Origin of the sequence: Streptomyces roseofulvus (genome assembly GCF_039534915.1) — a bacterium.
Lineage (GTDB): Bacteria > Actinomycetota > Actinomycetes > Streptomycetales > Streptomycetaceae > Streptomyces > Streptomyces roseofulvus.
In genome coordinates this window covers 3,479,676-3,503,458 of record NZ_BAAAWE010000001.1, presented here as the reverse complement: position 1 = coordinate 3,503,458, position 23,783 = coordinate 3,479,676, and the positions used below count along the sequence as shown (strand labels likewise).

At 73.0% G+C, this 23,783-nt stretch carries 20 protein-coding genes, 1 tRNA gene and 1 pseudogene; 16 read left to right on the top strand and 6 right to left on the bottom strand.

Annotation, left to right across the window (positions count from 1 at the left end; all coding sequences use genetic code 11):
- Positions 1 to 169 precede the first annotated feature (169 nt).
- The gene (locus ABFY03_RS15995) at positions 170 to 2,911 is read left to right on the top strand and encodes a penicillin acylase family protein (RefSeq protein WP_346170183.1); all 2,742 of its coding nucleotides are present in this window, start codon (positions 170 to 172) and stop codon (positions 2,909 to 2,911) included.
- Here ABFY03_RS15995 and ABFY03_RS15990 read toward each other — a convergent pair whose 3' ends face one another.
- Positions 2,912 to 3,496, bottom strand: coding sequence for a 5-formyltetrahydrofolate cyclo-ligase (locus ABFY03_RS15990; protein ID WP_346170182.1), 585 nt, complete (start codon positions 3,494 to 3,496; stop codon positions 2,912 to 2,914). It abuts the gene before it with no gap.
- Positions 3,497 to 3,613: 117 nt separating this feature from the next.
- Here ABFY03_RS15990 and galU point away from each other — a divergent pair, with 117 nt between their 5' ends.
- From galU to ABFY03_RS15955, 7 genes are all read left to right on the top strand, one after another.
- The gene (galU, locus tag ABFY03_RS15985) at positions 3,614 to 4,525 is read left to right on the top strand and encodes a UTP--glucose-1-phosphate uridylyltransferase GalU (RefSeq protein WP_319012754.1); all 912 of its coding nucleotides are present in this window, start codon (positions 3,614 to 3,616) and stop codon (positions 4,523 to 4,525) included.
- Between the two features lie 4 nt (positions 4,526 to 4,529).
- On the top strand, positions 4,530 to 5,897 hold the full coding sequence (gene glp, locus ABFY03_RS15980; RefSeq protein ID WP_386723812.1) for a molybdotransferase-like divisome protein Glp: 1,368 nt from the start codon (positions 4,530 to 4,532) through the stop codon (positions 5,895 to 5,897).
- Between the two features lie 59 nt (positions 5,898 to 5,956).
- Positions 5,957 to 6,442: a cyclic pyranopterin monophosphate synthase MoaC gene (moaC, locus tag ABFY03_RS15975; RefSeq protein WP_031007335.1), complete on the top strand. Its 486-nt coding sequence runs from the start codon at positions 5,957 to 5,959 to the stop codon at positions 6,440 to 6,442.
- Positions 6,439 to 6,984, top strand: a complete 546-nt coding sequence (locus ABFY03_RS15970; RefSeq protein WP_346170181.1) for a MogA/MoaB family molybdenum cofactor biosynthesis protein — start codon at positions 6,439 to 6,441, stop codon at positions 6,982 to 6,984. Before moaC ends, ABFY03_RS15970 begins: the two co-directional genes overlap by 4 nt.
- Positions 6,981 to 7,601: a GNAT family N-acetyltransferase gene (locus ABFY03_RS15965; RefSeq protein ID WP_319012752.1), complete on the top strand. Its 621-nt coding sequence runs from the start codon at positions 6,981 to 6,983 to the stop codon at positions 7,599 to 7,601. Before ABFY03_RS15970 ends, ABFY03_RS15965 begins: the two co-directional genes overlap by 4 nt.
- 164 nt (positions 7,602 to 7,765) lie before the next feature.
- Positions 7,766 to 8,827, top strand: coding sequence for a divisome protein SepX/GlpR (gene sepX, locus ABFY03_RS15960; protein ID WP_319012751.1), 1,062 nt, complete (start codon positions 7,766 to 7,768; stop codon positions 8,825 to 8,827).
- An 87-nt stretch (positions 8,828 to 8,914) separates the two neighbouring features.
- Positions 8,915 to 8,991: transfer RNA gene (locus tag ABFY03_RS15955), tRNA-Ala, on the top strand.
- Between the two features lie 76 nt (positions 8,992 to 9,067).
- Here ABFY03_RS15955 and ABFY03_RS15950 read toward each other — a convergent pair.
- Together ABFY03_RS15950 and ABFY03_RS15945 are read right to left on the bottom strand one after the other, a co-directional pair.
- Positions 9,068 to 9,820, bottom strand: a pseudogene (locus tag ABFY03_RS15950) (collagenase); the annotation flags it as partial.
- A gap of 356 nt (positions 9,821 to 10,176) precedes the next feature.
- Positions 10,177 to 10,659, bottom strand: a complete 483-nt coding sequence (locus ABFY03_RS15945; protein ID WP_319012750.1) for a GNAT family N-acetyltransferase — start codon at positions 10,657 to 10,659, stop codon at positions 10,177 to 10,179.
- A 50-nt stretch (positions 10,660 to 10,709) separates the two neighbouring features.
- Between ABFY03_RS15945 and ABFY03_RS15940 the strand changes: the two genes are divergently transcribed.
- Entirely contained in the window at positions 10,710 to 11,513 is an 804-nt protein-coding gene (locus tag ABFY03_RS15940) for an exodeoxyribonuclease III (protein ID WP_319012749.1), read from the top strand.
- 237 nt (positions 11,514 to 11,750) lie between these two features.
- Here ABFY03_RS15940 and ABFY03_RS15935 read toward each other — a convergent pair whose 3' ends face one another.
- Complete coding sequence (locus ABFY03_RS15935; RefSeq protein WP_346172257.1) at positions 11,751 to 12,374, bottom strand: MerR family transcriptional regulator; 624 nt, start codon at positions 12,372 to 12,374, stop codon at positions 11,751 to 11,753.
- Between the two features lie 199 nt (positions 12,375 to 12,573).
- On the opposite strand from ABFY03_RS15935, the gene ABFY03_RS15930 reads away from it, so the two are divergent.
- The 5 genes from ABFY03_RS15930 to ABFY03_RS15910 all read left to right on the top strand — a co-directional run bounded on the left by ABFY03_RS15930 (position 12,574) and on the right by ABFY03_RS15910 (position 16,936).
- On the top strand, positions 12,574 to 14,097 hold the full coding sequence (locus ABFY03_RS15930) for a flavin-containing monooxygenase (RefSeq protein WP_346170180.1): 1,524 nt from the start codon (positions 12,574 to 12,576) through the stop codon (positions 14,095 to 14,097).
- On the top strand, positions 14,094 to 15,002 hold the full coding sequence (locus tag ABFY03_RS15925; RefSeq protein ID WP_346170179.1) for an alpha/beta fold hydrolase: 909 nt from the start codon (positions 14,094 to 14,096) through the stop codon (positions 15,000 to 15,002). The genes ABFY03_RS15930 and ABFY03_RS15925 overlap by 4 nt, the downstream gene beginning before the upstream one ends.
- Positions 14,999 to 15,907: an SDR family oxidoreductase gene (locus ABFY03_RS15920; RefSeq protein ID WP_319012746.1), complete on the top strand. Its 909-nt coding sequence runs from the start codon at positions 14,999 to 15,001 to the stop codon at positions 15,905 to 15,907. The genes ABFY03_RS15925 and ABFY03_RS15920 overlap by 4 nt, the downstream gene beginning before the upstream one ends.
- A gap of 97 nt (positions 15,908 to 16,004) precedes the next feature.
- On the top strand, positions 16,005 to 16,199 hold the full coding sequence (locus tag ABFY03_RS15915) for a hypothetical protein (protein ID WP_346170178.1): 195 nt from the start codon (positions 16,005 to 16,007) through the stop codon (positions 16,197 to 16,199).
- Positions 16,200 to 16,411: 212 nt separating this feature from the next.
- Complete coding sequence (locus tag ABFY03_RS15910; protein WP_319012744.1) at positions 16,412 to 16,936, top strand: GNAT family N-acetyltransferase; 525 nt, start codon at positions 16,412 to 16,414, stop codon at positions 16,934 to 16,936.
- On the opposite strand, the gene ABFY03_RS15905 is transcribed toward ABFY03_RS15910, so the two are convergent.
- Positions 16,879 to 20,169: a S41 family peptidase gene (locus tag ABFY03_RS15905; protein ID WP_346170177.1), complete on the bottom strand. Its 3,291-nt coding sequence runs from the start codon at positions 20,167 to 20,169 to the stop codon at positions 16,879 to 16,881. The two genes, ABFY03_RS15910 and ABFY03_RS15905, sit on opposite strands and share 58 nt — an antisense overlap.
- Positions 20,170 to 20,359: 190 nt before the next feature.
- Between ABFY03_RS15905 and ABFY03_RS15900 the strand changes: the two genes are divergently transcribed.
- Together ABFY03_RS15900 and ABFY03_RS15895 are read left to right on the top strand one after the other, a co-directional pair.
- Positions 20,360 to 20,932 carry a TetR/AcrR family transcriptional regulator gene (locus ABFY03_RS15900; RefSeq protein ID WP_319012742.1) on the top strand — a complete coding sequence of 191 codons (573 nt, stop codon included), beginning with the start codon at positions 20,360 to 20,362 and terminating at the stop codon, positions 20,930 to 20,932.
- A 103-nt stretch (positions 20,933 to 21,035) separates the two neighbouring features.
- Positions 21,036 to 23,198: an MMPL family transporter gene (locus tag ABFY03_RS15895; RefSeq protein WP_346170176.1), complete on the top strand. Its 2,163-nt coding sequence runs from the start codon at positions 21,036 to 21,038 to the stop codon at positions 23,196 to 23,198.
- Positions 23,199 to 23,293: 95 nt separating this feature from the next.
- Here the strand turns inward: ABFY03_RS15895 and ABFY03_RS15890 are convergent, their stop codons facing one another.
- Positions 23,294 to 23,641, bottom strand: coding sequence for an SsgA family sporulation/cell division regulator (locus ABFY03_RS15890; RefSeq protein ID WP_319012740.1), 348 nt, complete (start codon positions 23,639 to 23,641; stop codon positions 23,294 to 23,296).
- Positions 23,642 to 23,783: the final 142 nt, after the last annotated feature.

Here is a 23,783-nt window from a genome sequence, read left to right as displayed (position 1 = left end):
CTAATCTTTAACGCTTTCTTGACGCCTTCTTTGCGCTCCGGGACTTCGATACGGTCATCTGTGCGGTCATCTGTGCGGTTCCTGTCCGACTCCGAGTCCGGGGCGCCCAGGCGCTGCGCCTAAGGTTGCTCCCGTACTCCAGGACCACCCTGCCCCTCGAAGGACAGCGATGCCCTCCAACACGACCGCGCCCCCCGCCAAGAAGAAAGGCAGGCGCGCCCGCCTGATCGTCCTGCTCCTGGTCCTCGCGCTGGTCGGGGCCGTCGGCTTCGGCGGCTGGTGGGGAGTCGACACCGTCCGGGCCTCGTTCCCGCAGACCACCGGCGAGATCCGGATCGACTCGCTCTCCGGCGACGTCGAGGTGAAGCGGGACGCCAACGGCATCCCGCAGATCTACGCGGACAACGAGACCGACCTCTTCCGCGCGCAGGGCTACGTCCAGGCGCAGGACCGCTTCTACGAGATGGACGTCCGCCGGCACCTGACCGCCGGCCGCCTCTCCGAGATGTTCGGCGAGAGCCAGGTCGACACCGACGCCTTCCTGCGCACCCTCGGCTGGCGCCAGGTCGCGCAGCAGGAGTACGACAAGGTCCTGTCGCCGGAGACGAAGAAGTACCTCCAGGCGTACGCGGAGGGCGTCAACGCCTATCTGAAGGACCGGCAGCCGAAGGACGTCTCCGTCGAGTACGCGGCGCTGGCCTTCACCAACGAGTACACGATCGAACCGTGGACCCCGGTCGACTCGGTCGCCTGGCTCAAGGCCATGGCCTGGGACCTGCGCGGCAACATGCAGGACGAGATCGACCGCTCGCTGCTCACCAGCCGGCTGAGCGCGGCCCAGATCAAGCAGCTCTACCCCGCCTACCCGTACGAGCTCCACCAGCCGATCCTCGACCGCGGCACGGTCGACCCGGTCACGCGCACGTTCGACCCGAAGGCCGGCAAGGGCGAGCAGTCCGACGGCGGCACGGGCACGGGCACGGGATCGGGCGACGGCACCGGCGGCCCGAGCGCCCAGCTCGCCGCGCTCTCCGGCCTCTCCGACGTCCTCGACTCCGTCCCGGCGCTGCTCGGCCCCAACGGCAACGGCATCGGCTCCAACTCGTGGGTCGTCTCCGGCGACCTCACCACCTCCGGCAAGCCGCTGCTCGCCAACGACCCGCACCTCGCGCCGATGCTGCCGTCGCTCTGGTACCAGATGGGCCTGCACTGCCGCTCGGTCTCGGCGACCTGCCGCTACGACGTCGCCGGCTACACCTTCTCCGGCATGCCCGGCGTGATCATCGGCCACAACGACTCCATCGCCTGGGGCCTCACCAACCTCGGCGCCGACGTCACCGACCTCTACCTGGAGAAGATCAGCCCCGAGGGCTACCTGGTCGACGGCAAGGTCAAGCCGTTCGACACCCGCGAGGAGGTCATCAAGGTCGCCGGCGGCGCGGACCGGCCCATCACCGTCCGCTCCACCGACCGCGGCCCGCTGGTCTCCGACCGCTCCTCCGAACTGGAGAAGGTCGGCCAGAAGGCCCCCGTGGGCAACTCGGCCCCCGACCGCGGCACCGGCTACGGCGTCTCCCTCCAGTGGACCGCCCTCCAGCCCGGCAAGTCGATGGACGCGATCTTCGCGATCGACCGCGCCCAGGACTTCGAGGACTTCCGGGCCGCCGCCAAGCACTTCGAGGTCCCCTCGCAGAACCTCGTCTACGCCGACACCAAGGGCAACATCGGCTACCAGTCCCCGGGCAAGATCCCGCGCCGCGCCAAGGGCGACGGCACCCTGCCCGCGCCCGGCTGGGACTCCTCGTACCGCTGGAAGGGCTACATCCCCTTCGAGCAGCTGCCGTACGAGTACAACCCCGACCGCGGCTACATCGTCACCGCCAACCAGGCCGTGATCTCCCCGGAGCAGTACGACGACCTGCTCACCGAGGACTGGGGCTACGGCTCCCGCAGCCAGCGGATCAACGACCTCATCGAGTCGAAGACCAAGGACGGCGGCAAGATCTCGCCGGACGACATGCGGACCATGCAGACCGACAACCGCAGCGAGATCGCCACGCTGCTCAACCCGCTGCTGCTCAAGGTCGACATCTCCGACCCGTACGTCCGTGAGGCGCAGAAGCTCCTGGAGGGCTGGGACTACACGCAGGAGCCCGACTCGGCCGCCGCCGCGTACTTCAACGCGGTCTGGCGCAACGTCCTCAAGCTCTCCTTCGGCGACAAGCTGCCCAAGGAGGTGCGCGCCGAGGGCGACTGCGTGATGGTCCGCCCGGTCGACGCCACCGGCCCGGTCGACGAGCAGAACAAGCTGGTCCGCGAGTGCGGCGAGCGCGACCCCGACTCGGCCCAGCCGGACGGCGGCGACCGCTGGTACGAGGTGGTCCGCCCGCTGCTCAAGCAGGAGAAGAGCGAGTGGTGGAAGACCCCCGCCACCCGCACCGACCCGGCCACCGAGACCCGTGACCAGCTGCTCGCCCGCGCCATGAAGGACGCCCGCTGGGAGCTGACCGCCAAGCTCGGCAAGGACGTCTCCACCTGGAGCTGGGGCCGGCTGCACCAGCTGACCCTGAAGAACCAGACCCTCGGCACCGCCGGCCCCGGCGTGGTGCAGCAGATGCTGAACCGCGGCCCGTGGAACCTGGGCGGCGGCGAGGCCGCGGTCGACGCGACCGGCTGGAACGCGGCCGGCGGCTACGAGGTCATCTGGGTGCCGTCGATGCGGATGGTCGTCAACGTCGGCGACTGGGACAAGTCCCGCTGGATCAACCTGACCGGCGCCTCCGGCCACGCCTTCCACGACAACTACACGGACCAGACGGACGCCTGGGCCAAGGGCGAGCTCTACGACTGGGCCTACGGCAAGGCGGCGGTCGACGCGGCGGCGAAGGACACGCTGACGCTCAGGCCGTGATCAGGAACGGCCGAATCGGGTCACCCCGTCCGGGGTGACCACCGCGTGCACGGGGTGGTCGTGCGGTTCCTCCGGGACCCGCGTGACCACCTCGTCCGCGTAGAGGAGCACCACCAGGGCCGGGTCCTTCCCGGCGCGGGCGAGCCGGGCGAGGACCCGGTCGTACGAACCGCCGCCCCGGCCGAGCCGCATGCCGCGCGCGTCCACCGCGAGCCCCGGCAGCAGCACCGCGTCCGCCGTGCACACGGCGTCCGGGCCGAGCCGCGGGCCGGTCGGCTCCAGCAGGCCGCGGCCGGCCTTCGCGAGCGTCTCCCGGCCCTCGTACACGGCCCAGTCCAGGTCGTTGTCGGGCAGCAGCACCGGCAGCAGGACCCGGACCCCGCGCGCGTGGAGGGCGTCGAGCAGCACGCGCGTGCCGGGCTCGCGGCCGACCGAGACGTACGCGGCGACGGTGGCGGCACCGGCCAGCTCGGGCAGTTCGAGGCCGTGCCCGGCCAGCGCCGCGGCGGTCTCCGCGAGGGCGTCGGGGGCGAGGGCGGCGCGGGCGTCGAGCAGCCGGCGGCGCAGGAGGGCCTTTTCGGACACGTCAGGATTCTCTTTCTGCACAGCGGATCCCTAGAAAACTCTCGTAACAGTCTTTATGGGGAGAAAGTTAATCGGAGCCACATCTTTCTCTCATTCCCTAACGGTTAAGGTGCCTGCATGAATCAGTCCCTCCCCCGCCTCGGCCGGATCAGCAAGGCCGTCATCCCGGCCGCCGGGCTCGGCACCCGCTTCCTGCCGGCGACGAAGGCGACGCCGAAGGAGATGCTGCCGGTCGTCGACAAGCCGGCGATCCAGTACGTCGTCGAGGAGGCCGTCGCCGCCGGACTCTGCGACGTGCTCATGATCACCGGTCGGAACAAGCGTCCGCTGGAGGACCACTTCGACCGGAACTACGAGCTGGAGGAGGCGCTGAGCCGCAAGGGCGACGACGAGCGCCTCTCCAAGGTGCAGGAGTCGAACGACCTCGCCACCATGCACTACGTGCGCCAGGGCGCCCCCCGCGGCCTCGGCCACGCGGTGCTGTGCGCCGCCCCGCACGTCGGAGACCAGCCCTTCGCGGTCCTCCTCGGCGACGACCTGATCGACCCGCGCGACCCCCTCCTGGCGCGGATGGTCGAGGTCCAGGAGCGCGAGGGCGGCAGCGTCATCGCGCTGATGGAGGTCGAGCCCTCGCAGATCCACCTGTACGGCTGCGCGGCGGTCGAGGCGACCGTCGACGGCGACGTGGTGCGGGTGACGGACCTGGTGGAGAAGCCGGAGCCGGCCGAGGCGCCCAGCAACTACGCGATCATCGGCCGCTATGTGCTCGACCCGGCGGTCTTCGAGACGCTGCGGGAGACCGAGCCCGGCCGGGGCGGCGAGATCCAGCTGACCGACGCCCTGCAGAAGCTGGCGAGCGACGAGAAGCTCGGCGGTCCGGTGCACGGCGTGGTCTTCAAGGGCCGCCGCTATGACACCGGGGACCGCGGCGACTATCTGCGTGCCATTGTCAGACTCGCGTGCGAACGTGAAGATCTGGGACCGGACTTCCGGGCCTGGCTCCGGAGATACGTCAGCGAGGAGATGTAGGACCTTGAGCAGCGACACGGCACCGTCCCAGGACCCCCGGGACCACGGCACCGGTCACGGCCACGGGCCCGGCGACCCCTGCGCGGGGCCGGACCGCACGGGCCTGTGGTCGGTCGACGAGCACCTGGCCGACATCCTGGCGACCGTCCGCCCCCTGGACCCGATCGAGCTCCCGCTGCTCGACGCGCAGGGCTGCGTCCTGGTCGAGGACGTGACGGTGCCGGCGGCGCTGCCGCCGTTCGACAACAGCTCCATGGACGGGTACGCGGTCCGGGTCGCCGACGTGGCGGGGGCGACCGGGGAGTTCCCCGCGGTCCTCACCGTCGTCGGCGACGTCGCCGCCGGCGCCGGCGGCCTGCCGGAGGTCGGCCCCGGGCAGGCCGCCCGGATCATGACCGGCGCCCCGCTGCCGCCCGGCGCCGAGGCCGTCGTCCCGGTCGAGTGGACCGACGGCGGCACGGGCGAGGGCGCGGCGACCGGCATGCGGGCCGCGAGCGCCGCCCCGGAGGGCGCCGCCGGCGAGGTGCGGGTGCACCGCGCGGCGGAGGCCGGCGCCCACGTCCGCCGGGCCGGCAGCGACGTGCGGGCCGGGGAGCTCGCCCTCGCGGCCGGGACGGTCCTCGGGCCGCCGCAGCTCGGACTGCTCGCCGCGATCGGCCGGGGCACGGTCCGGGTCCGGCCCCGCCCGCGCGTGGTGGTCCTCTCCACCGGCAGCGAACTCGTCCAGCCCGGTGAGGAACTGGGCCCCGGTCAGATCCACGACTCCAACAGCTTCGCGCTGGCCGCCGCCGCCCGGGACGCGGGCGCGCTGGCCTACCGGGTGGGCGCGGTCGCCGACGACGCCGAGTCGCTCCGCGCCACCATCGAGGACCAGCTGATCAGGGCCGACCTCCTCGTCACCACCGGCGGCGTCAGCGTCGGCGCCTACGACGTGGTGAAGGAGGCCCTGACCGCCGACGGGCAGGTCGACTTCCGCAAGCTGGCCATGCAGCCGGGCAAGCCGCAGGGCTTCGGCGCGATCGGCCCCGAGCAGATCCCGCTGCTCGCCCTGCCGGGCAACCCGGTCTCCTCGTACGTCTCCTTCGAGCTCTTCGTCCGGCCCGCGATCCGCGCCCTGATGGGCCTCGGCGACCTGCACCGCCCGGTCGTCCGCGCCACCCTGAAGGCCGACGCCCCGCTCACCTCGCCGGAGGGCCGCCGCCAGTACCTCCGGGGGGCGTACGACGCCGAGTCCGGCACCGTCACCCCCGTGGGCGGCGCCGGCTCCCACCTGATCGCCGCGCTCGCCCAGGCGGACTGCCTGCTCGTGGTCCCGGAGGACCGCACGGGCGCCGACCCGGGCGAGGAGCTGGACGTGGTCCTGCTCGGCTGAGGGGGGCGGGGCGGGGGTACGGTGTGTCGTCCCACACAGCGACCGGGAGTGTCACGGCCATGAGCACGCAGCAAGGTCTCACCCACATCGACGAGGCGGGCGCCGCCCGCATGGTCGACGTATCGGCGAAGGACGTCACGTCCCGCACCGCACGCGCCAGCGGGCGGGTCCTCGTCTCGCCGCGCGTGATCGAGCTGCTGCGCGGCGAGGGCGTGCCGAAGGGCGACGCGCTGGCGACCGCCCGGATCGCCGGGATCATGGGCGCCAAGAAGACCCCGGACCTCATCCCGCTCTGCCACCCGCTGGCCGTCTCCGGGGTGACCCTGGACCTCACGGTCGCGGACGACGCCGTGGAGATCCTGGCGACGGTCAAGACCACCGACCGGACGGGCGTCGAGATGGAGGCGCTGACCGCCGTGTCGGTGGCGGCGCTGACGGTCGTCGACATGGTGAAGGCGGTCGACAAGGGCGCGGTCATCTCCGACGTCCGGGTGGAGGAGAAGACCGGCGGCAAGTCCGGGCACTGGACCCGGGACGACGCGTGACGCGCGGCGGCCGGGTCGCGGGCGTCCACGAGGCCCACGGCGGCCACCGGGCGCTCGTCGTCACCGCCTCCAACCGGGCCTCCGCCGGGGTCTACGAGGACAAGGGCGGCCCGCTGATCGCCGAGGGGCTGCGGGGCATGGGCTTCGCGGTCGACGGGCCGCAGGTCGTCCCGGACGGGGCGCCCGTCGAGGCGGCGCTGCGGGCCGGGATCGCGGCCGGGTACGACGTGATCCTCACGACCGGCGGCACCGGCATCTCGCCGACCGACGAGACGCCCGAGGTCACCGCCCGGGTCCTGGAGCGGCACATCCCCGGCATCCCGGAGGCGATCCGGGCGTACGGCCGGGAGAAGGTGCCGACGGCGGCGCTCTCGCGCGGCCTCGCCGGGGTCGCGGGGAGCACGCTGATCGTGAACCTGCCGGGGTCGACCGGCGGGGTGCGGGACGGGCTCGCCGTCCTGGAGCCGCTGCTGCGGCACGCCGTGGACCAGATCCGCGGCGGCGACCACCCGAGACCGGCGGAAGCGGACCCGGCCTCATGACCACGCCCTGGCCGGTCGTCCTCGTCGACGGAGACGTGCTGCTCCGCCCGATAAGGATGCGCGACCAGCGGGAATGGCGCGAGGTGAACCGCCGCAACCGCGAGTGGCTGCGCCCCTGGGAGGCGACGGTGCCGCCGCCCGCGCCGGGCATGCCGCCCGCGCAGCGCCCCACGTACCGTCAGATGGTGCGCCATCTGCGGGCGGAGGCGAACCGCGGGCGGATGCTGCCGTTCGTGATCGAGTACCAGGGGCGGATGGCCGGGCAGTTGACGGTCGCCGGGATCACCTGGGGCTCGATGTGCTCGGGGCACGTGGGCTACTGGGTGGACAGCGCGGTCGCCGGGCGCGGGGTGATGCCGACGGCGGTCGCGCTCGCCGTCGACCACTGCTTCCGGACCGTGGGTCTGCACCGCGTGGAGGTGTGCATCCGGCCGGAGAACGGCCCCTCCCGCCGGGTGGTGGAGAAACTCGGTTTCCGGGAAGAGGGATTGCGGCCACGCTATCTGCACATCGACGGGGCGTGGCGGGACCACCTGGTGTTCGCGCTGACGGCGGAGGAGATCCCGGAGGGTCTGCTGGCCCGCTGGCACCGCGTCCGGCGCCGGGACGCCGCTTAGCGCCCCCAGCTCCGCGAATTCATATAACTGTTCGAATTCCAGCGGCATATGAACACCGATCGATCTGAACAATCACAAAAAAGTTCAGTGATATCAGCCAGATCGTGCGACACACCGGGCCAATTGGCCGATGCCCCGTCGCGAACCCCTCTACCGTGTGAGGCGTGAGCAGCAGCGGCCTCATCTACGCAGTCATCGTCGGGGCCTGGGCCGCCTACTTGGTGCCGATGTGGCTCCGCAGGCAGGACGAGCTGAACGAGGCCCGTCCGACGGAACGCTTCAGCACCGCCATCCGGCTGCTGTCCGGACGGGCGGGCATGGAGCGCCGGTACGCCAAGGAGCTTCGCGAGCGGGACCGTACGGCCCTGGAGGCGGCGCCCGACGTGGACCCGGACGCGGCGACCGAGCACTTGAGCTCGGTCGACGTCCGGGCCTTTTCCGCGCCTCCGGCCAGGACCGAGGCGCGCCTCGAACTCCCCGAGCCCGAGCCCCGTGCGGAGCCGGAGCGCCGGCCCGAGCGCGAACCGGAACCGGCGCCCGCCGCGGCGGCCCGGCCGGCCGCGGGCGGCGCCGCCGAGCGGGCCCGCCGCGGCAAGGCCCTGGCGCGCCGCCGGCGCACCACGATCGTGCTCTTCTCCGCCTTCACCCTCGGGGCGGTGGTCGCCGCCGTCGGCGGCGTCGCCTTCCTGTGGGCGCCGGGCGTCCCCGCCGTGCTGCTCAGCGCCTACATCGTGCATCTGCGCGGCCAGGAGCGCCGCCGGTTCGTCTATGTGATGGACCGGCGCCGCGCCGAGGCCGCCGCCGCCCGGCTCCGTGAGAGCCGCCGGGCCGCCGCGCCGGCGCCCGAGCCGGAGCCGACGCCCGCGCCGGTGGTCTCGCCGCAGGAGGCCGACCGGCGGGCGCTGGTCGAGCAGACGGACCACGCGGAGTGGGTGGACCAGCAGCGCGAGCGCGGCCCGGCCCGCGGCGACAGCTGGGACCCGGTGCCGGTGCCGCTGCCCACGTACGTCACCGCGCCGGTCGCCCCCCGCGCCTCCCACGGCGTGGACGTCACCGACCCGGAGACCTGGAGCGCGGCCCGCTCCTCCACCGCCGAGCAGCCCCCGGCCGCCGCGCCGGCCCCGCGCCGCCGTCCGGCGCCGCCGCGCCGGGGCCGCGACCACGGCAGGACCCCGCTCTTCGACCAGTACGCGGACGAGGACCGGCCCCGCGCCGCCAACGAATGACGGCGGTGCGGCGGGTCCTCGCCTGACCTGCGGCGGAAGCGATTTTTCTTCTCGCCGACCGAGATGCTAATGTTTCACACGTCGCAGGGGCCTGTGGCGCAGTCCGGTAGCGCACCTCGTTCGCATCGAGGGGGTCAGGGGTTCGAATCCCCTCAGGTCCACCAGCGGAAGACGAAGATCCCGTCCGATCGAAAGATCGGGCGGGATCTTCGTCGTTCACGGGGTGGGTCAGGCCGTCGTGGCCACCGCCGTCAGCCAGGCGTTCCAGTCGCTCTCGTAGTCCAGCGAGGTGAGGAAGGAGCGGGCGGCGGCCCAGTTGCCGGTGCGGTAGTGGCCGAGCACGGTGGCGACGTCGGCCGGGTGCCGCTCGACCATGTAACGGGCGGCGAGGTAGCCCCAGTTGTAGGTGCGGTTGACGTCGCTGTTCTCGTAGGTGGTGTCGAACAGCGTGCGCAGGGCGTACGTGTGCTTGCCGGCCTCGGCGAGGGCCTTGCTGTAGGGGATGCCGCGGTAGGAGTAGGAGACGTACTCCGCGATGCCCTCGCCCCACCACACGGTGGGGGTGGTCTGGCTGGCGCCGAAGTCGCCGTACAGGTCGTAGCGGCCGTCGAGGTAGTGGGTGTACTCGTGGTTGAGGTTCCAGATCTGCCAGCCGGGGCTCACGTCGGTGCGCTCGTAGCAGATGAACCGCGCCTGGTTGCCGGCCCGGGAGGGGTCGCCCTCCAGGTACATGCCGCCGTTGTCGGTGTTGATGCCGTAGATCTTCCGCGCGTAGTTCTTGTAGTCGGCGCTGGAGTTGAAGACGTCGACCTCCAGCCGGGTGTTGTAGTCGTCGGCGACCGGCCCGGAGTCCTTGACCACGCCGTGGAAGAAGGCGTCCTGGTTGTCGAGGCTCGCGCAGGTCGCCGCCAGCTGGGCGGCGGTCATCTCCTGGGCCCGGATCCGGAGCGACGGGCTGCAGTCGTGGACGACCGGCAGGATGCGCGACTCCAGGCCGCCGCCGCCCGCGGGAGCGAGCGCGCCCTTGCCGTGGGCCGGGCGCTGGCCGGGGTCGGCGAAGACGTGGGGCGGCTCGGGGGCGGCGGGGGCCGCGGCGGCCTGGGCGGGGGCGGCCGCGGCGGCCGCTATGAGCAGGGCGGCGGCGGTGGAGGCCAAAGCACGCACAATTCACTCCTGGGGATGGGGAGTCGGAGACCGTCGTCGACGGCTGCGGAGTAAAATTGCACATGTCACATGGCTGGGCAAGGGGTTGCGCACGTCCCGTCGGGGCGGCCCTCGCGAGGCAGTCCGCGCACGACGAGGCCCCGCCCGGTCGAGGACGACCGGACGGGGCCTGGTGACGTGCGGGATCAGACCAGCGGCTTGGCGAAGCAGCGGCTGTTCTCGTAGTGGCGGTAGTGGCCGAACTTGGCGCACGGCTCGTAGCCGCTGGAGACGTAGAGGGCGATGGCCTCGGGCTGGGCCGTGCCGGTCTCCAGGACCATGCGGGTCCGCCCGGCGGCGCGCGCGTCCTCCTCCAGCAGGGCGAGGAGCCGGCGGGCCAGGCCCAGGCCGCGCGCCTCGGGTATCACGTACATCCGCTTCAGCTCGGCGTCCCCGTCCGCGTACCCCTCCTCGTTCTCGTCCTGGCGGCGCCAGGCCCCGCTGGCGACCGGCCGGTCCCCGTCGTCGTACGCGAGCAGGTAGAGACCGCGCGGCGGGACGAACATCCCGGGGTCGAGCGGTGTGGCGTCGCCCTCACCGTCGCCGTAGCGGACGACGTACTCGGCCTGCACCTCGTCCTGCAGTTTCACGGCGTCGGGGTGGTCGTAGGAGGTCGGCTGGATGCGCATGCCGTCGATCGTACGTGTATGCGAGTGGCGGGTGTCGGTATTCTCCCGGGATGTTCACTGTCACGTCCGCGAACGTCAACGGCCTCCGCGCCGCCGCCAAGAAGGGCTTCGTCGAGTGGCTGGCGGGGACCTCCGCCGACGCCGTCTGCCTCCAGGAGGTGCGCGCCGAGGAGGCGCAGCTGCCCGCGGAGGTACGGGCCCCCGAGGGCTGGTTCACCGCCCACGCCCCCGCCGCCGCCAAGGGCCGTGCCGGCGTCTCCCTCTACCTGCGCCGCGAGCCCGACGCCCTCCGCGTCGGCTTCGGCTCGACCGAGTTCGACGGCTCCGGCCGCTACATCGAGGCCGACCTGCCCGGCGTCACCGTCGCCAGCCTCTACCTGCCCTCCGGCGAGGCCGAGACCGAGAAGCAGGACGAGAAGTACCGCTTCATGGGCGAGTTCCTGCCCTACCTCAAGGAGCTGCGGGTCCGCGCCGCCGCCGACGGGCGCGAGGTCGTCGTCTGCGGCGACTGGAACATCGCCCACCACGAGGCCGACCTCAAGAACTGGCGGGCCAACCGCAAGAGCGCCGGCTTCCTCCCCGAGGAGCGCGCGTGGCTCACCCGCGTCCTGGAGGAGACCGACGGCGGCTACGTCGACGTCGTGCGCGCCCTCCACCCCGACCAGGAGGGCCCCTACTCCTGGTGGTCCTACCGGGGCCGCGCCTTCGACAACGACACGGGCTGGCGCATCGACTACCAGATGGCCACCCCCGGCCTGGCGGCCAAGGCGGTCAAGGCGTACGTGGAGCGGGCCGCCAGCCACCCCGAGCGGTGGAGCGACCACGCTCCCGTCACCGCCGTCTACGACCTCTAGGACCCCGGCCGGCTCGCCCGGGGTGCCGTGCGGCGACGTCACGGACCCGGGCGGGGGATTCGTGGGCGCGCGCAGCCTGGTCGCCGAGGGCGACGGGAGGCGGTCCCGGCTCATCCGCCCTGGCGTCGACGTACGCGGCGATGTCGGCCCCACCGCCGGTCTGCCGCAGGGCGGAGGTGAGGAAGGACTTTCGAAGAACCTGTCAGGTGCCGGAGAGGGTCCGGGCGGCCCCGCGCGTCAGCCGGGCGCGCCGCGCAGCCGCCGGTCGAGGGCCATGGAGAGCTCCGCCTCGACGACGCTCTTGGCGAGCGGGCGCAGCCGCTGGAGGTCGGCCTCCTCGGCGTGGGCGGTCAGCAGTTCGGCGAAGAGGGCGGCGAGGGCGTCGGCGTGTTCGCGGACGCGGGCGCCGGCCTTGAGGACCTCGGCGAGCGGGACGCCCTCGCGGACGAGGGAGGCGGAGACGTCGAGGAGCCGGCGGCTGACGTGGACGATGTCCTCGCCGTCGGTGGCGAGGTAGCCGAGGTCGAGCGCGGCGGCGAGGTTCTCCGGGGTGACCTCGCCGGCGAAGCGGTCGGCGAGTTCCTCGGGGGTGAGCCGGACCGGCTCCTCCTCGGTCGGCGGGCCCAGCTCCAGGACCTCGCCGACGTCCCGGCCGGACTCGAAGGCGGTGGTGAGGTCGGCGATCCCGGTGAGGGTGTGGCCGCGTTCGAGGAGGGCGGCGATGGTCCGCAGCCGGGCCAGGTGCCGCTCGTCGTACCAGGCGATCCGGCCCTCCCGGCGGGGCGGCGGGATCAGCCCGCGCTCCCGGTAGAACCGCAGGGTCCGCACGGTGATGCCGGCCGCCTCGGCCAGTTCGGCCATGCGGTACTCGTGCGGGGGCTCCGGGGCCTCCGGGGGCTTCGCCTGTTCTCCTGATCGTTCCGCCACGCCCGCCAGCCTATGTTGTACCGCCGGTAACTTTCCCTCGCCCGACCCCTACCGCTCGGTATGGAGCTGCTCTACAGTCCCGACTGTGCCAGTGATTGCTGGCGGAATCTTGGCCGGGCGCACGGGAGGCGGCATGGCGAAGCACGAGCACGTTCGGGTGGCGGTGATCGGATCGGGGTTCGGCGGGCTCGGGGCCGCCGTCCGGCTGCGCCGCGAGGGGATCACCGACTTCGTCGTCCTGGAGCGGGCCGACTCCGTCGGCGGCACCTGGCGGGACAACAGCTACCCCGGCTGCGCCTGCGACGTACCCTCGCACCTCTACTCCTTCTCCTTCGCCCCCAACCCGGACTGGCCGCGCACCTTCTCCGGCCAGCGGCACATCCGGGCCTACCTGGAGCACGTCGCCGACACCTTCGGGCTCCGGCCGCACCTGCGGCTGAACCACGAGGTCGAGCGGATGGAGTGGGACGCCGACACGCTCCGCTGGCGGATCACCACCGGCTCCGGGTCCTTCACCGCCGACGTCGTCGTCTCGGCCACCGGCCCGCTCTCCGACCCGAAGATCCCCGACATCCCGGGGCTCGACGGATTCACGGGCAAGGTCTTCCACTCGGCCCGCTGGGACCACGACTACGACCTCCGCGGCAAGCGCGTCGCCATGATCGGCACCGGCGCCTCCGCCATCCAGATCGTGCCCGCCATCCAGCCCGACGTCGCGAAGCTGACCCTCTTCCAGCGCACCGCGCCCTGGGTCATGCCCCGCATGGACCGCGCCATCAGCGGCCCCGAGCGCTGGCTGCACCGCACGCTGCCGCTCACCGCCACCCTGCGCCGCGGCATCCTCTGGGGCATCCGGGAGCTGCAGGTCGGCGCCTTCACCAAGCACCCGGGCGAGCTGGGCCTGGTCGAGAGGCTGGCCAAGGCCAACATCGCCAAGTCCGTGAAGGACCCGGAGCTGCGGGCCAAGCTCACGCCCTCGTACCGCATCGGCTGCAAGCGGATCCTGCTCTCCAACACCTACTACCCGGCCCTCGCCCAGCCCAACGTGGACGTCGTCGCCGGCGGCCTCAAGGAGGTCCGCGGCGATGTCGTCGTCGGCTCCGACGGCAGCGAGACCGAGGTCGACGCGATCATCTTCGGCACCGGCTTCCACGTCACCGACATGCCGGTCGCCGACCTCGTCTTCGGCGCCGACGGGCGCTCGCTCGCCGAGCACTGGAAGGACGGCGTCCAGTCGCTGCGCGGCGCCACCGTCGACGGCTTCCCCAACTGGATGACGATCATCGGGCCCAACACCGGCCTCGGGAACTCCTCCATGATCCTCATGATCGAGTCCCAGCTGAACTACATGGCCGACTACCTCCGCCAGCTGAACGTGCTGGGCGGCCGGGCCGCCCTCGCCGCCCGCCCCTCCGCCGTGCACGCCTGGAACCGCAAGGTGCAGAACCGCATGGAGCGGACCGTCTGGAAGGCCGGCGGCTGCGACAGCTGGTACCTCGACGCCAACGGGCGCAACACCACCCTGTGGCCGGGCACCACCGGCGAGTTCCGCCGCGAGACCCGGCAGGTCGACCTCTCCGAGTACGAGGTCGTCCGCGCCCCCGAGCCGGTGCGGGCCACCGCCCGCCCGGCCCGCGCGAAGGAGGCCGCCCAGTGATCCGCCTGCCCGCGCCCCGCACCCACACCGTCCGCTCCGCCGACGGCGCCGAGCTGCACACCGAGGTGTACGGCCCCGAGGGCGCGCCCGCCGTCGTCCTCGCCCACGGCTGGACCTGCTCCCTCGCCTTCTGGGCCGAGCAGATCCGGGCCCTCGCCGCCGACCACCGGGTGATCGCCTACGACCAGCGCGGGCACGGCCGCTCCCCGGTCCCCGCCGCCGGCGGCTACTCGACCACCGCGCTCGCCGACGACCTGGAGGCGGTGCTCGCCGCCACCCTCGGCCCCGGCGAGCGGGCCGTGATCGCCGGCCACTCCATGGGCGGCATGACGATCATGGCCGCGGCCGGCCGGCCCGGCTTCGTCCAGCACGCCGCCGCCGTCCTGCTCTGCTCGACCGGCCCGTCCCGGCTCACCGCCGAGGCGACCGTGGTGCCGCTCGGCCCCGGCGGCCTGCGGACCCGGCTGACCGGAGCCGTCCTCGGCTCGAAGGCGCCGCTGGGCCCGGTCACCGTCCTGTCGAAGAAGGTCCTCAAGTACGCGACGATGGGACCGGGCTCCGCGCCCGACCGGGTCGACGTCTGCGCCCGGATCGTGCACGCCTGCCCGCGCCCGTCCCGGTACGGCTGGTCACAGGTGCTCGCCGGGCTCGACCTGGAGGCGGGCGTCCGCGACCTCCGGGTGCCGGCCGCCGTCCTCGTCGGCACCGCCGACCGGCTCACCCCGCCCGTCCACTCCCGGGCCCTGGCCGAGGCGCTGCCGCACTGCACCGGCCTGACCGAGCTGGCCGGCATGGGCCACATGACGCCGGTCGAGGCCCCGGAGGCCGTCACCGCGCAGATCCGCGAACTCACGCTCACCTACCTCGGTGCGCGTCCGACCACCAGCAAGGAGGCAAGGGCATGAGCAGGGTCAGCCTGGAAGGACAGGTCGCCGTCGTCACCGGCGGCGCCCGCGGCGTCGGCGAGCTGCTCGCCCGCAAGCTCTCGGCGCGCGGCGCGAAGATCGCGCTCGTCGGCCTGGAGCCGGAGCTCCTGAAGGAGGTCGCCGGCCGGCTGCACACCGAGGCCGACTGGTGGGAGGCGGACGTCACCGACCACGAGGCGATGGCCCGGGTCGCCGGCGAGGTCAAGGAGCGCTTCGGCAAGGTGGACGTCGTCGTCGCCAACGCCGGCGTGGCGGCGGGCGGTCCGTTCGCCGACTCCGACCCGGTCGCCTGGCGGCGGGTCATCGAGGTCAACCTGATCGGCGGGGCGGTCACCGGCCGCGCCTTCCTGCCGGTCCTCATGGAGTCCCGGGGGTACTTCCTCCAGATCGCCTCGCTCGCCGCGATCACCCCGGCCCCGATGATGACCGCGTACTGCGCCTCCAAGTCCGGCGTCGAGGCGTTCGCGCACAGCCTGCGCGCCGAGGTCGCCCACAAGGGCGTGAAGGTCGGCGTCGGCTACCTCTCCTGGACCGACACCGACATGGTCCGGGGCGCCGACCAGGACGACGTGATGAAGGAGCTGCGGCAGCGGCTGCCGTGGCCGTCCAACCGCACGTACCCGCTCGGCCCGGCCGTCGACCGGATCGTCGAGGGCATCGAGCGCCGCTCGGCGCACGTGTACGCACAGTGGTGGCTGCGCGGGATGCAGTCGATCCGGGGCTATCTGCCCGGCGTGATCGCGACCGTCGGCAAGCGCGAGGTCGCCCGCTTCGAACCCCGGCTCTCCACGGTCTCCAAGGGCCTGGTGGGCGCCGGCGGCGCGGCCGACGAGCAGGCCCGGAAGGAGAGCGCCCGACCGGGGCCGGACACGGACCGTGACTGATCGACATGCGGGGGGTATCCGCTCGTGCGAGGCTGGTCGAGGCCCAGGGGCAACACCCGCCCCGTCCCCCTCACACCCCTCATAGGAGTGAACCTTCATGGGCATCAAGGACCAGTTCCAGGACAAGGCGCAGGAGATCCAGGACCGCGCCAAGAAGGCCATGGGCAACGCCAAGGACGAAGCCTCCGAGCGCGCCTCGCGGAGCCGCGAGGGCTCGCAGGAGGCGAAGGAGCGTGCCCAGCGCGAGGCGCGGGAGCGCATGGACCGCGGCGAGCGCGACCGCGACGCCTGACGCCGTCCTGAGACGAGGGGCGCACCCGGGACGCCGGGTGCGCCCCTCGCGCGTGCGCGCGGGGCCCTCAGGGCCCCCGGTCCGCGTGCGGTGTGCCCCTTCCGCCCAGGCCCGCGTGCGCGCGGCGCCTCTCCGCCTCCGTGAACGCGTGCGCGTGCGGGCGTGGCGCAATTCACGCGCGCCGCGCGGGGGGATCTCCGTACCGTGTCCCCATGCCGGTACTCGAACTCCTGCGCCATGACCACGCGCCCGCCCTGCTCGCCTTCGAGCGGGAGAACCGCGCGTACTTCGCCGCCTCCGTGCCCGACCGGGGGGACGCGTACTTCGACGAGTTCGCCGCCCGCCACCAGGCCCTGCTCGACGAGCAGGAGAACGAGGGGACGATCCGCTTCCACGTCCTGGTCGCGGAGGACGGCGCGATCCTCGGCCGGATCAACCTGCTGGACCTCGCCGACGGCGCGGCCGAACTCGGCTACCGCATCGCCGAGTCGGCCACCGGCCGGGGGCTCGCCACCCAGGGAGTCCTGGAGGTCTGCCGGCTCGCCGTGGAGGAGTACGGGCTGCGCCGGCTGTACGCGAAGGCGTCGCCGGACAACGGCGCGTCCCGGGCGGTGCTCGCCCGGGTCGGTTTCGGGGCGGTCGGCCGGGAGACGCTGAAGACCGGGGAGACCGCGATCGCCTACGAGCTGGACCTCGGGGGGAGTTTCGGCCGGGAACGGTCCGGCACGTCCTCGTAGCCCGGCGGGACGGCGGCCGGTTCCGCGTCGAGCAGGGCGAGCGCCTTGTGGACGGCGTCGTCGAGCTGGGCGTGCCGGCCCTCGGCCCAGTCGAGCGGGGTGCGCAGCACGGCGAGGTCGGGTTCGACGCCGTGGTTCTCCACGGACCACCCCCAGGGGGCGAACCAGGCCGCGTTCATGGGGACGGTGATCTGGGTGCCGTCGCCGAGCTTGTGCCGGCCGGTCATGCCGACCACCCCGCCCCAGGTGCGCTGGCCGACGACCGGGCCGAGGCCGAGCAGCCGGAAGGCGGCGGTGATCATGTCGCCGTCGGAGGAGGTGGCCTCGTCGGCGAGGGCGACCACGGGGCCGCGCGGGGCGTTGGAGGCGTAGCTGACGGGCTGGGCGTTGCGGGTGAGGTCCCAGCCGATGATCTTCCGGGTGAGGGTCTCCACGACGAGTTCGCTGATGTGGCCGCCGGCGTTGCCGCGCACGTCGACGATGAGGGCGGGCCGGGAGACCTCCATCCGCAGGTCGCGGTTGAACTGGGCCCAGCCGGAGCCGCCCATGTCGGGGATGTGGAGGTAGCCGCAGCGGCCGCCGCTGACCTCGCGGACCACGGCCCTCCGCTTGGCCACCCAGTCCTGGTAGCGCAGCGGGCGTTCGTCGATCAGCGGGACGACGGCGACCCGGCGGGAGCGGCCCTCGCCGCCGGCCGGGGTGAAGGTGAGCTCGACGGTGGTGCCGCCGGTGCCGGCGAGCAGCGGGTAGGGGCCGGTGACGGGGTCGACGGGCCGGCCGTCGACGTGGGTGAGGGCGGCGCCCTCGCGGATGCCCGTACCGGCGAGCGGGGAGCGGGCCTTGGAGTCGGAGGACTCGCCCGGCAGGATCCGCTTCACCAGCCAGTTGCCGTCCCGGCAGACCAGGTTGGCGCCGAGGAGGCCCTGGGGGCGCTGGTAGTGCGGGGGGCCCTCGTTGCGCCGGGCGGGGGTGACGTAGGCGTGGGAGGTGCCGAGTTCGCCCATGACCTCGCGGAGCAGGTCGGCGAACTCGTCGGGGGAGGCGACCCGTTCGAGCAGCGGCCGGTACTGGTCGAGGATCGCGTCCCAGTCGACGCCGCCCATGCCGGGCTCCCAGAAGTAGGCGCGGACGATCCGGCCGGCCTCGTCGTAGGACTGGCGCCACTCGGCGCCGGGGTCGACGTCGTGGAGGATGCGGCGCAGGTCGAGGTAGACGGTGGAGTCGTTGTCGCCGGGTTCGGTGGCGGGCACGGCCCGCAGTTCGCCCTCGTCGAAGACGACGAGCCGGGTGCCGTCGCCGCTGACCGCGAACCAGTCGAGGTCGCGGGCGAGTTCGGTGCGGCGCGCCTTGACGACGGAGAAGTGCTCCAGGGTGGGGCGGCCGGAGGTGTCGGCGGGGTTGGCGAAGGTCTCGCCGAGGGCGCCGGAGATGGGCCAGCGCAGCCAGACGAGCCCGCCGCCGGAGACCGGGGCGAGCGCCGAGTACTTGGAGGCGGCGACGGGGAAGGGGGTGACCCGGTCGGGCAGGCCCTCGATCTCGACGGTGACCGTGCCGTCGCCGCTGTCGGCGCCGTCGTCGGCCGGGTCGAGTCCGCCGGCCGCCGGGCGCCCGTCGGGGAGCAGCGCGAAGGGCGAGGGGGTCGCGGAGGAGAGCGGCACCAGGTAGGGGCGGCAGCCGAGCGGGAACGACAGGTCGCCGGTGTGGACGTCGTACACCGGGTCGAAGCCGCGCCAGGAGAGGAAGGCGAGGTAGCGCCCGTCGCTGGTGAAGACCGGGTTCTCGTCCTCGAAGCGCCCGTTGGTGACGTCGATGACGGTGCGCGGGCCGGGGCCGGCGATGCGGACCAGCTTGATGGAGCGCAGGGAGCGGCCGATGCCGGGGTGGGACCAGGTGAGCCAGGCGCCGTCGGGGGAGAAGGCGAGGTCGCGGACGGGGCCGTTGACCGAGCGGATGAGTTCGGTGACCTCGCCGTTGGAGTCCTCGGTGGCGTCGATGAGGAGCAGTCGGCCGTCGTTCGAGGCGAGGGCGAGCCGTTCGCCGTCGGGGTCGGCGACCAGTTCCTCGACCCGGCCCAGCTCCCCGGCGGCGAGCCGGCGGGGCGGCCGGTCGCCGCTGGCCCGGGGCAGGTAGGCGATCTCGACGGCGTCCTCGCCCTCGGCGTCGGTGACGTAGGCGATCTGGCCGCCGCTGCCGAGCATCTCGGGCAGCCGGACGCGGACGCCGGGGGTGTCGGTGATGGCGCGGGCGGGTCCGTCGCGGTGGGTGAGCCAGTACAGGCTGCCGCGGACGCCGACGGCGCTGGCGCGGCCGGTCTCGTCGACGGAGAGCGCGTCGACGTGCCGGGCGGCGGGCACCTGGTAGCGCCGCCGGCCGGCCCGCTGGCCGCCGAGGCGGATCTCCAGGCGGCGCGGCTCGGCGCCGGCGGCGAGGTCCTCGACGATCCACAGCTCGCCGGCGCACTGGTAGACGACCCGGCGGCCGTCGGAGGAGGCGTGCCGGGCGTAGAAGTCGGCGTGGTCCGTGTGGCGGCGCAGTCCGGTGCCGTCGGGGCGGCAGGAGTACAGGTTGCCGATGCCCTCGTGGTCGGAGAGGAAGGCGATCCGGTAGCCGTCCTCGCCGGGCGGGGCGGTGACGAACATCGGGTCGGCGAGGTGGCCCCCGAGGTCGGCGAGGAGCCGTTCGCCGTGCAGCCAGAGGCGGCCGGTGGCGCCGCCCCGGTACCGCTTCCAGGCGGCGGGCTCGTGCGGCGGGGTGCCGGTGAGGAGCAGGGTGCGGCGCTCGCCGCCGACGTCCCGGACGGCGATGTCGGAGACGGGGCCCCAGGGCATCCGGCGGCCGGGGGAGCCGTCGGTGGCCACGGTGTAGGCCCAGGAGAAGTACGAGAAGGGCTGGCCGTGCGAGGAGACGGCGAGGATGTCCCCGTCGGGTGACCAGCCGCAGACCCGGGTGTCGGTCGAGCCCCAGTGGCTGAGCTGGCGGGCGTGGCCGCCGTCGACCGGGACGAGGTGGATCTCGGGGTCGAGGCTGCGCCAGTTCGTGTACGCGATGTGGCGCCCGTCCGGGGAGAAGCGGGGGTGCCCGGCCCGGGTGCGGTCGACGGTGAGCCGCCAGGCGCGGCCGGGGCTCTGTCCGTCGGGGACGAGCGGGGCGACCCAGAGGTCGTCCTCGGCCGTGAAGCACAGCAGGTCGTCGTGGAGGTGCGGGAAGCGGAGGTAGGCCACGTCGTCTCTCACCCGTTCATGCTTTCCGCGCGGAGGGGGTGCGGCAACTCGTACGGGCGTACGGAAGGTGGCGGGGGGTGTGGCCCAGACCACGTACGAAACGGTTTCGTTTCGCTGGGGGCCGGGGTATCTTCGTACCGTACGCAGAGTACGAAACCGTTTCGTTCGCTCTGCTCGTCCCCGCAGCACCGGAGGTCCGGACATGGCCCGCAGCAGACTCACTCCCGAGCGGGAGTCCGAGCTGTACGCGGCCGTCCTCGACCTCCTCCGCGAGGTCGGCTACGACGCCCTCACCATGGACGCCGTCGCCGCCCGCACCCACTCCAGCAAGGCCACCCTCTACCGCCAGTGGGGGAGCAAGCCGGAGCTGGTCGCCACGGCCCTGCGCCACAACAAGCCGTCCGGCTTCGATCAGATCGACACCGGATCCCTGCGCGGCGACTTCCAGGAGCTCCTGGCCCTCGCCGACGACTGTCAGATGGAGAAGGACACCGCGCTGATGCGGGGTCTGGCCCATGCCGTCCACACCCACCCGGACCTCCACCAGGCGCTGCGGGAACTGCTCATCGAACCCGAGCTGAACGGTTTCGACGAGTTCCTCCGGCGCGCGGTCCGCAGGGGCGAGGTCGCGCCGGACAACCCGGCCCTGGCCTTCGTCCCGCACATGCTGATCGGAGCGCTCGTCGCCCGCCCGCTGATCGACGACCAGCCGGTCGACCACGCCTTCCTCAGCAGATACGTCGACGCCGTCGTGCTCCCCTCACTCGGCGTCTGACCCGCACCACCCGTACATCCTGCTCCACCTGACTGCGCACCGCTCACGCCGTCGGGCCGGCTCCCCATGCCCTTGTCCCACCCCACTATGGGAGTACGCACCCGTGGCCACCTTCCTGTACAAGCTGGGCCGCACCGCCTTCCGGCGCCGACGGCTCGTCGCCCTCCTCTGGGTGGCGCTCCTGGCGATCGCCGGAGTCGGCGCCGCCACCGCGCCCGCCGCGACCTCCAGCTCCTTCTCCATCCCCGGCACCGAGGCCCAGCGCGCCTTCGACCTGCTCGAAGAGCGGTTCCCCGGCGCCGGCGCCGACGGCGCCACCGCCCGCGTCGTCTTCAAGGCCCCCGACGGCGGCAAGATGACCGACGCGGCCCCCAAGGCCGTCGTCGAGGAGACCGTCGCCGCCCTCACGTCGGGCTCCGACCAGATCGTCTCCGTCACCGACCCGTACACGGCCCAGGCCGTCTCCCGGGACGGCTCCACCGCCTACGTCTCCGTCGCCTACAAGGTCAACGCGATGGAGCTGACCGACGAGACCCGCGAGGCCCTCGAACAGGCCGGCCACGCCGCCCAGGGCAAGGGGCTGACGGTCGAGGTCGGCGGCGACGCCCTCCAGACCATGCCCGAGACCGGCACCGGCGAGATCGTCGGCGTCGTCATCGCCGGCATCGTCCTCGTCATCACCTTCGGCTCGCTCGTCGCGGCCGGACTGCCGCTGCTCACCGCGATCATCGGCGTCGGCATCGGCGTCTCCGCGATCACCGCGCTCGCCAACGTCCTCGACCTCGGCACCACCACCTCCACCCTCGCGATGATGATCGGCCTCGCCGTCGGCATCGACTACGCCCTCTTCATCGTCTCCCGCTACCGCTCCGAGCTGGCCGACGGGCGCAGCAAGGAGGAGGCCGCGGGCCGCGCCACCGGCACCGCAGGATCGGCCGTCGTCTTCGCCGGACTCACCGTCGTCATCGCTCTCGTCGGCCTCGCCGTCGTCAACATCCCGATGCTGACGAAGATGGGCTTCGCCGCCGCCGGCACCGTCGTCATCGCCGTCCTCATCGCCCTCACCCTGATCCCGGCGCTGCTCGGCTTCGCCGGCGACAAGGTGATCGGCCGCAAGCAGCGCAAGGGCGCCGAGGCGCCCGAGAAGTCCGGGAAGCCGAACGCGGGCACCCGCTGGGCCCGCTTCGTCATCCGCCGCCCGCTCTTCGTGCTCCTCGCCGGCGTCCTCGGCCTCGGCGCCGTCGCCGTCCCGGCCGCCTCCCTGGAGATGGGCCTGCCCGACGACGGCGTGAAGCCGGTCTCGGCGACCGAGCGCCGCGCCTACGACCTGCTCTCCGAGGGCTTCGGCCCCGGCTTCAACGGCCCGCTGCTCGTCGTCGTCGACGGCGACAAGGCCACCGCCGACCGGACCGTCGCCACCATCAAGGAGCTCGACGGCATCGCCGCGGTCACCCCTGCCACGCCCAACAAGGCCGGCGACGCCGCCATGATCACGGTGATCCCGAAGGACCGCCCGTCCTCCGCCGCCACCGAGACCCTGGTCCACGACATCCGCGACGCCACCGGCGACGACGTCCTCGTCACCGGCGCCACGGCGATGAACATCGACTTCTCGGCGAAGATGAACGACGCCCTCGTGCCCTACCTGGCACTCGTCGTCGGCCTCGCCTTCGTCCTGCTCACCGTGGTCTTCCGCTCCATCCTCGTCCCGCTCAAGGCCGCCCTCGGCTTCCTGCTCTCGGTGGTCGCCGCCCTCGGCGCCGTCGTCGCGGTCTTCCAGTGGGGCTGGCTGGGCAGCCTGTTCGGCGTCGAGCAGACCGGCCCGATCATGTCGATGATGCCGATCTTCATGGTCGGCGTGGTCTTCGGCCTCGCGATGGACTACGAGGTCTTCCTGGTGACCCGGATGCGCGAGGCGTACGTGCACGGCGAGCGGCCCGGCGAGGCGATCGTGACCGGCTTCCGGCACAGCGCCCGGGTGGTCACCGCCGCCGCCGTGATCATGATCGCGGTCTTCTCCGGCTTCATCGGCATGAGCGACCAGATGATCAAGATGATCGGCTTCGGCCTCGCCGTCGCCGTCCTCTTCGACGCCTTCGTCGTCCGCATGGCGATCGTCCCGGCCGTCCTCGCGCTCCTCGGCCACAAGGCCTGGTGGCTGCCGAAGTGGCTCGACCGCGCGCTGCCGAACGTGGACGTGGAGGGCGAGGCGCTGGCCGGCCACGACACCGCGGCCACCGCGAAGCCGGACCTCGTGAAGGCCTGACACCCCCTGGATCCCGGGGCGCCCCCTGAGCGGGGGGTGCGCCCCGGACCGCGCCGGGACCTGTGGGGACGGGGAGCCGACGCGGCCGTACGCCGTCAGTGCGTCGTGAGCGACGACGCACCGGCGGCGTACGTGTGCTCCAGGAACCGGGAGAGGGCCACGCTGTCGAACTGCACGACGGAGACCTGCTCCGCGCCGTGGAACTCGACCACCGTCTGCGCCCGCCCGCACGGCCAGACCGCGATGTCGCCGCGGTGGGCCGGCTCCTGGATCCCGTCCTCCAGGAGGGCGCGGGGGAAGGACCACTCGACGCCGCCGGGCAGGACGAAGCGGACGGTGGCGGGGGAGGAGCCGGGGTCGTAGCGGAGGGCGATCGGCACGGCCCGGGCGACCGGTGCGTCGCTGATGAGGCGGCCTCGGGCGTGGTCCTCGACGGCGGCCATCACGTACTCCTCACCTAGAGCTGCGATTTGTCACTCAATGTCGCATTCTTCCCCGGCGGCCGCATGGTCACTCCCCGAGCGCCCGGACAGTGTCCGGGCTCACATCCGGCATCTTGTGATCCGGACGCTCTTGCAAGTCTTT

Coding starts and splice junctions, on each gene's coding strand:
- ABFY03_RS15995 (WP_346170183.1), top strand. CDS start 170: ATGCCCTCCAACACGACCGCGCCCCCCGCCAAGAAGAAAGGCAGGCGC.
- galU (WP_319012754.1), top strand. CDS start 3,614: ATGAATCAGTCCCTCCCCCGCCTCGGCCGGATCAGCAAGGCCGTCATC.
- moaC (WP_031007335.1), top strand. CDS start 5,957: ATGAGCACGCAGCAAGGTCTCACCCACATCGACGAGGCGGGCGCCGCC.
- ABFY03_RS15965 (WP_319012752.1), top strand. CDS start 6,981: ATGACCACGCCCTGGCCGGTCGTCCTCGTCGACGGAGACGTGCTGCTC.
- ABFY03_RS15945 (WP_319012750.1), bottom strand. CDS start 10,659: ATGCGCATCCAGCCGACCTCCTACGACCACCCCGACGCCGTGAAACTG.
- ABFY03_RS15940 (WP_319012749.1), top strand. CDS start 10,710: ATGTTCACTGTCACGTCCGCGAACGTCAACGGCCTCCGCGCCGCCGCC.
- ABFY03_RS15935 (WP_346172257.1), bottom strand. CDS start 12,374: ATGGCCGAACTGGCCGAGGCGGCCGGCATCACCGTGCGGACCCTGCGG.
- ABFY03_RS15930 (WP_346170180.1), top strand. CDS start 12,574: ATGGCGAAGCACGAGCACGTTCGGGTGGCGGTGATCGGATCGGGGTTC.
- ABFY03_RS15920 (WP_319012746.1), top strand. CDS start 14,999: ATGAGCAGGGTCAGCCTGGAAGGACAGGTCGCCGTCGTCACCGGCGGC.
- ABFY03_RS15915 (WP_346170178.1), top strand. CDS start 16,005: ATGGGCATCAAGGACCAGTTCCAGGACAAGGCGCAGGAGATCCAGGAC.
- ABFY03_RS15910 (WP_319012744.1), top strand. CDS start 16,412: ATGCCGGTACTCGAACTCCTGCGCCATGACCACGCGCCCGCCCTGCTC.
- ABFY03_RS15900 (WP_319012742.1), top strand. CDS start 20,360: ATGGCCCGCAGCAGACTCACTCCCGAGCGGGAGTCCGAGCTGTACGCG.
- ABFY03_RS15890 (WP_319012740.1), bottom strand. CDS start 23,641: ATGGCCGCCGTCGAGGACCACGCCCGAGGCCGCCTCATCAGCGACGCA.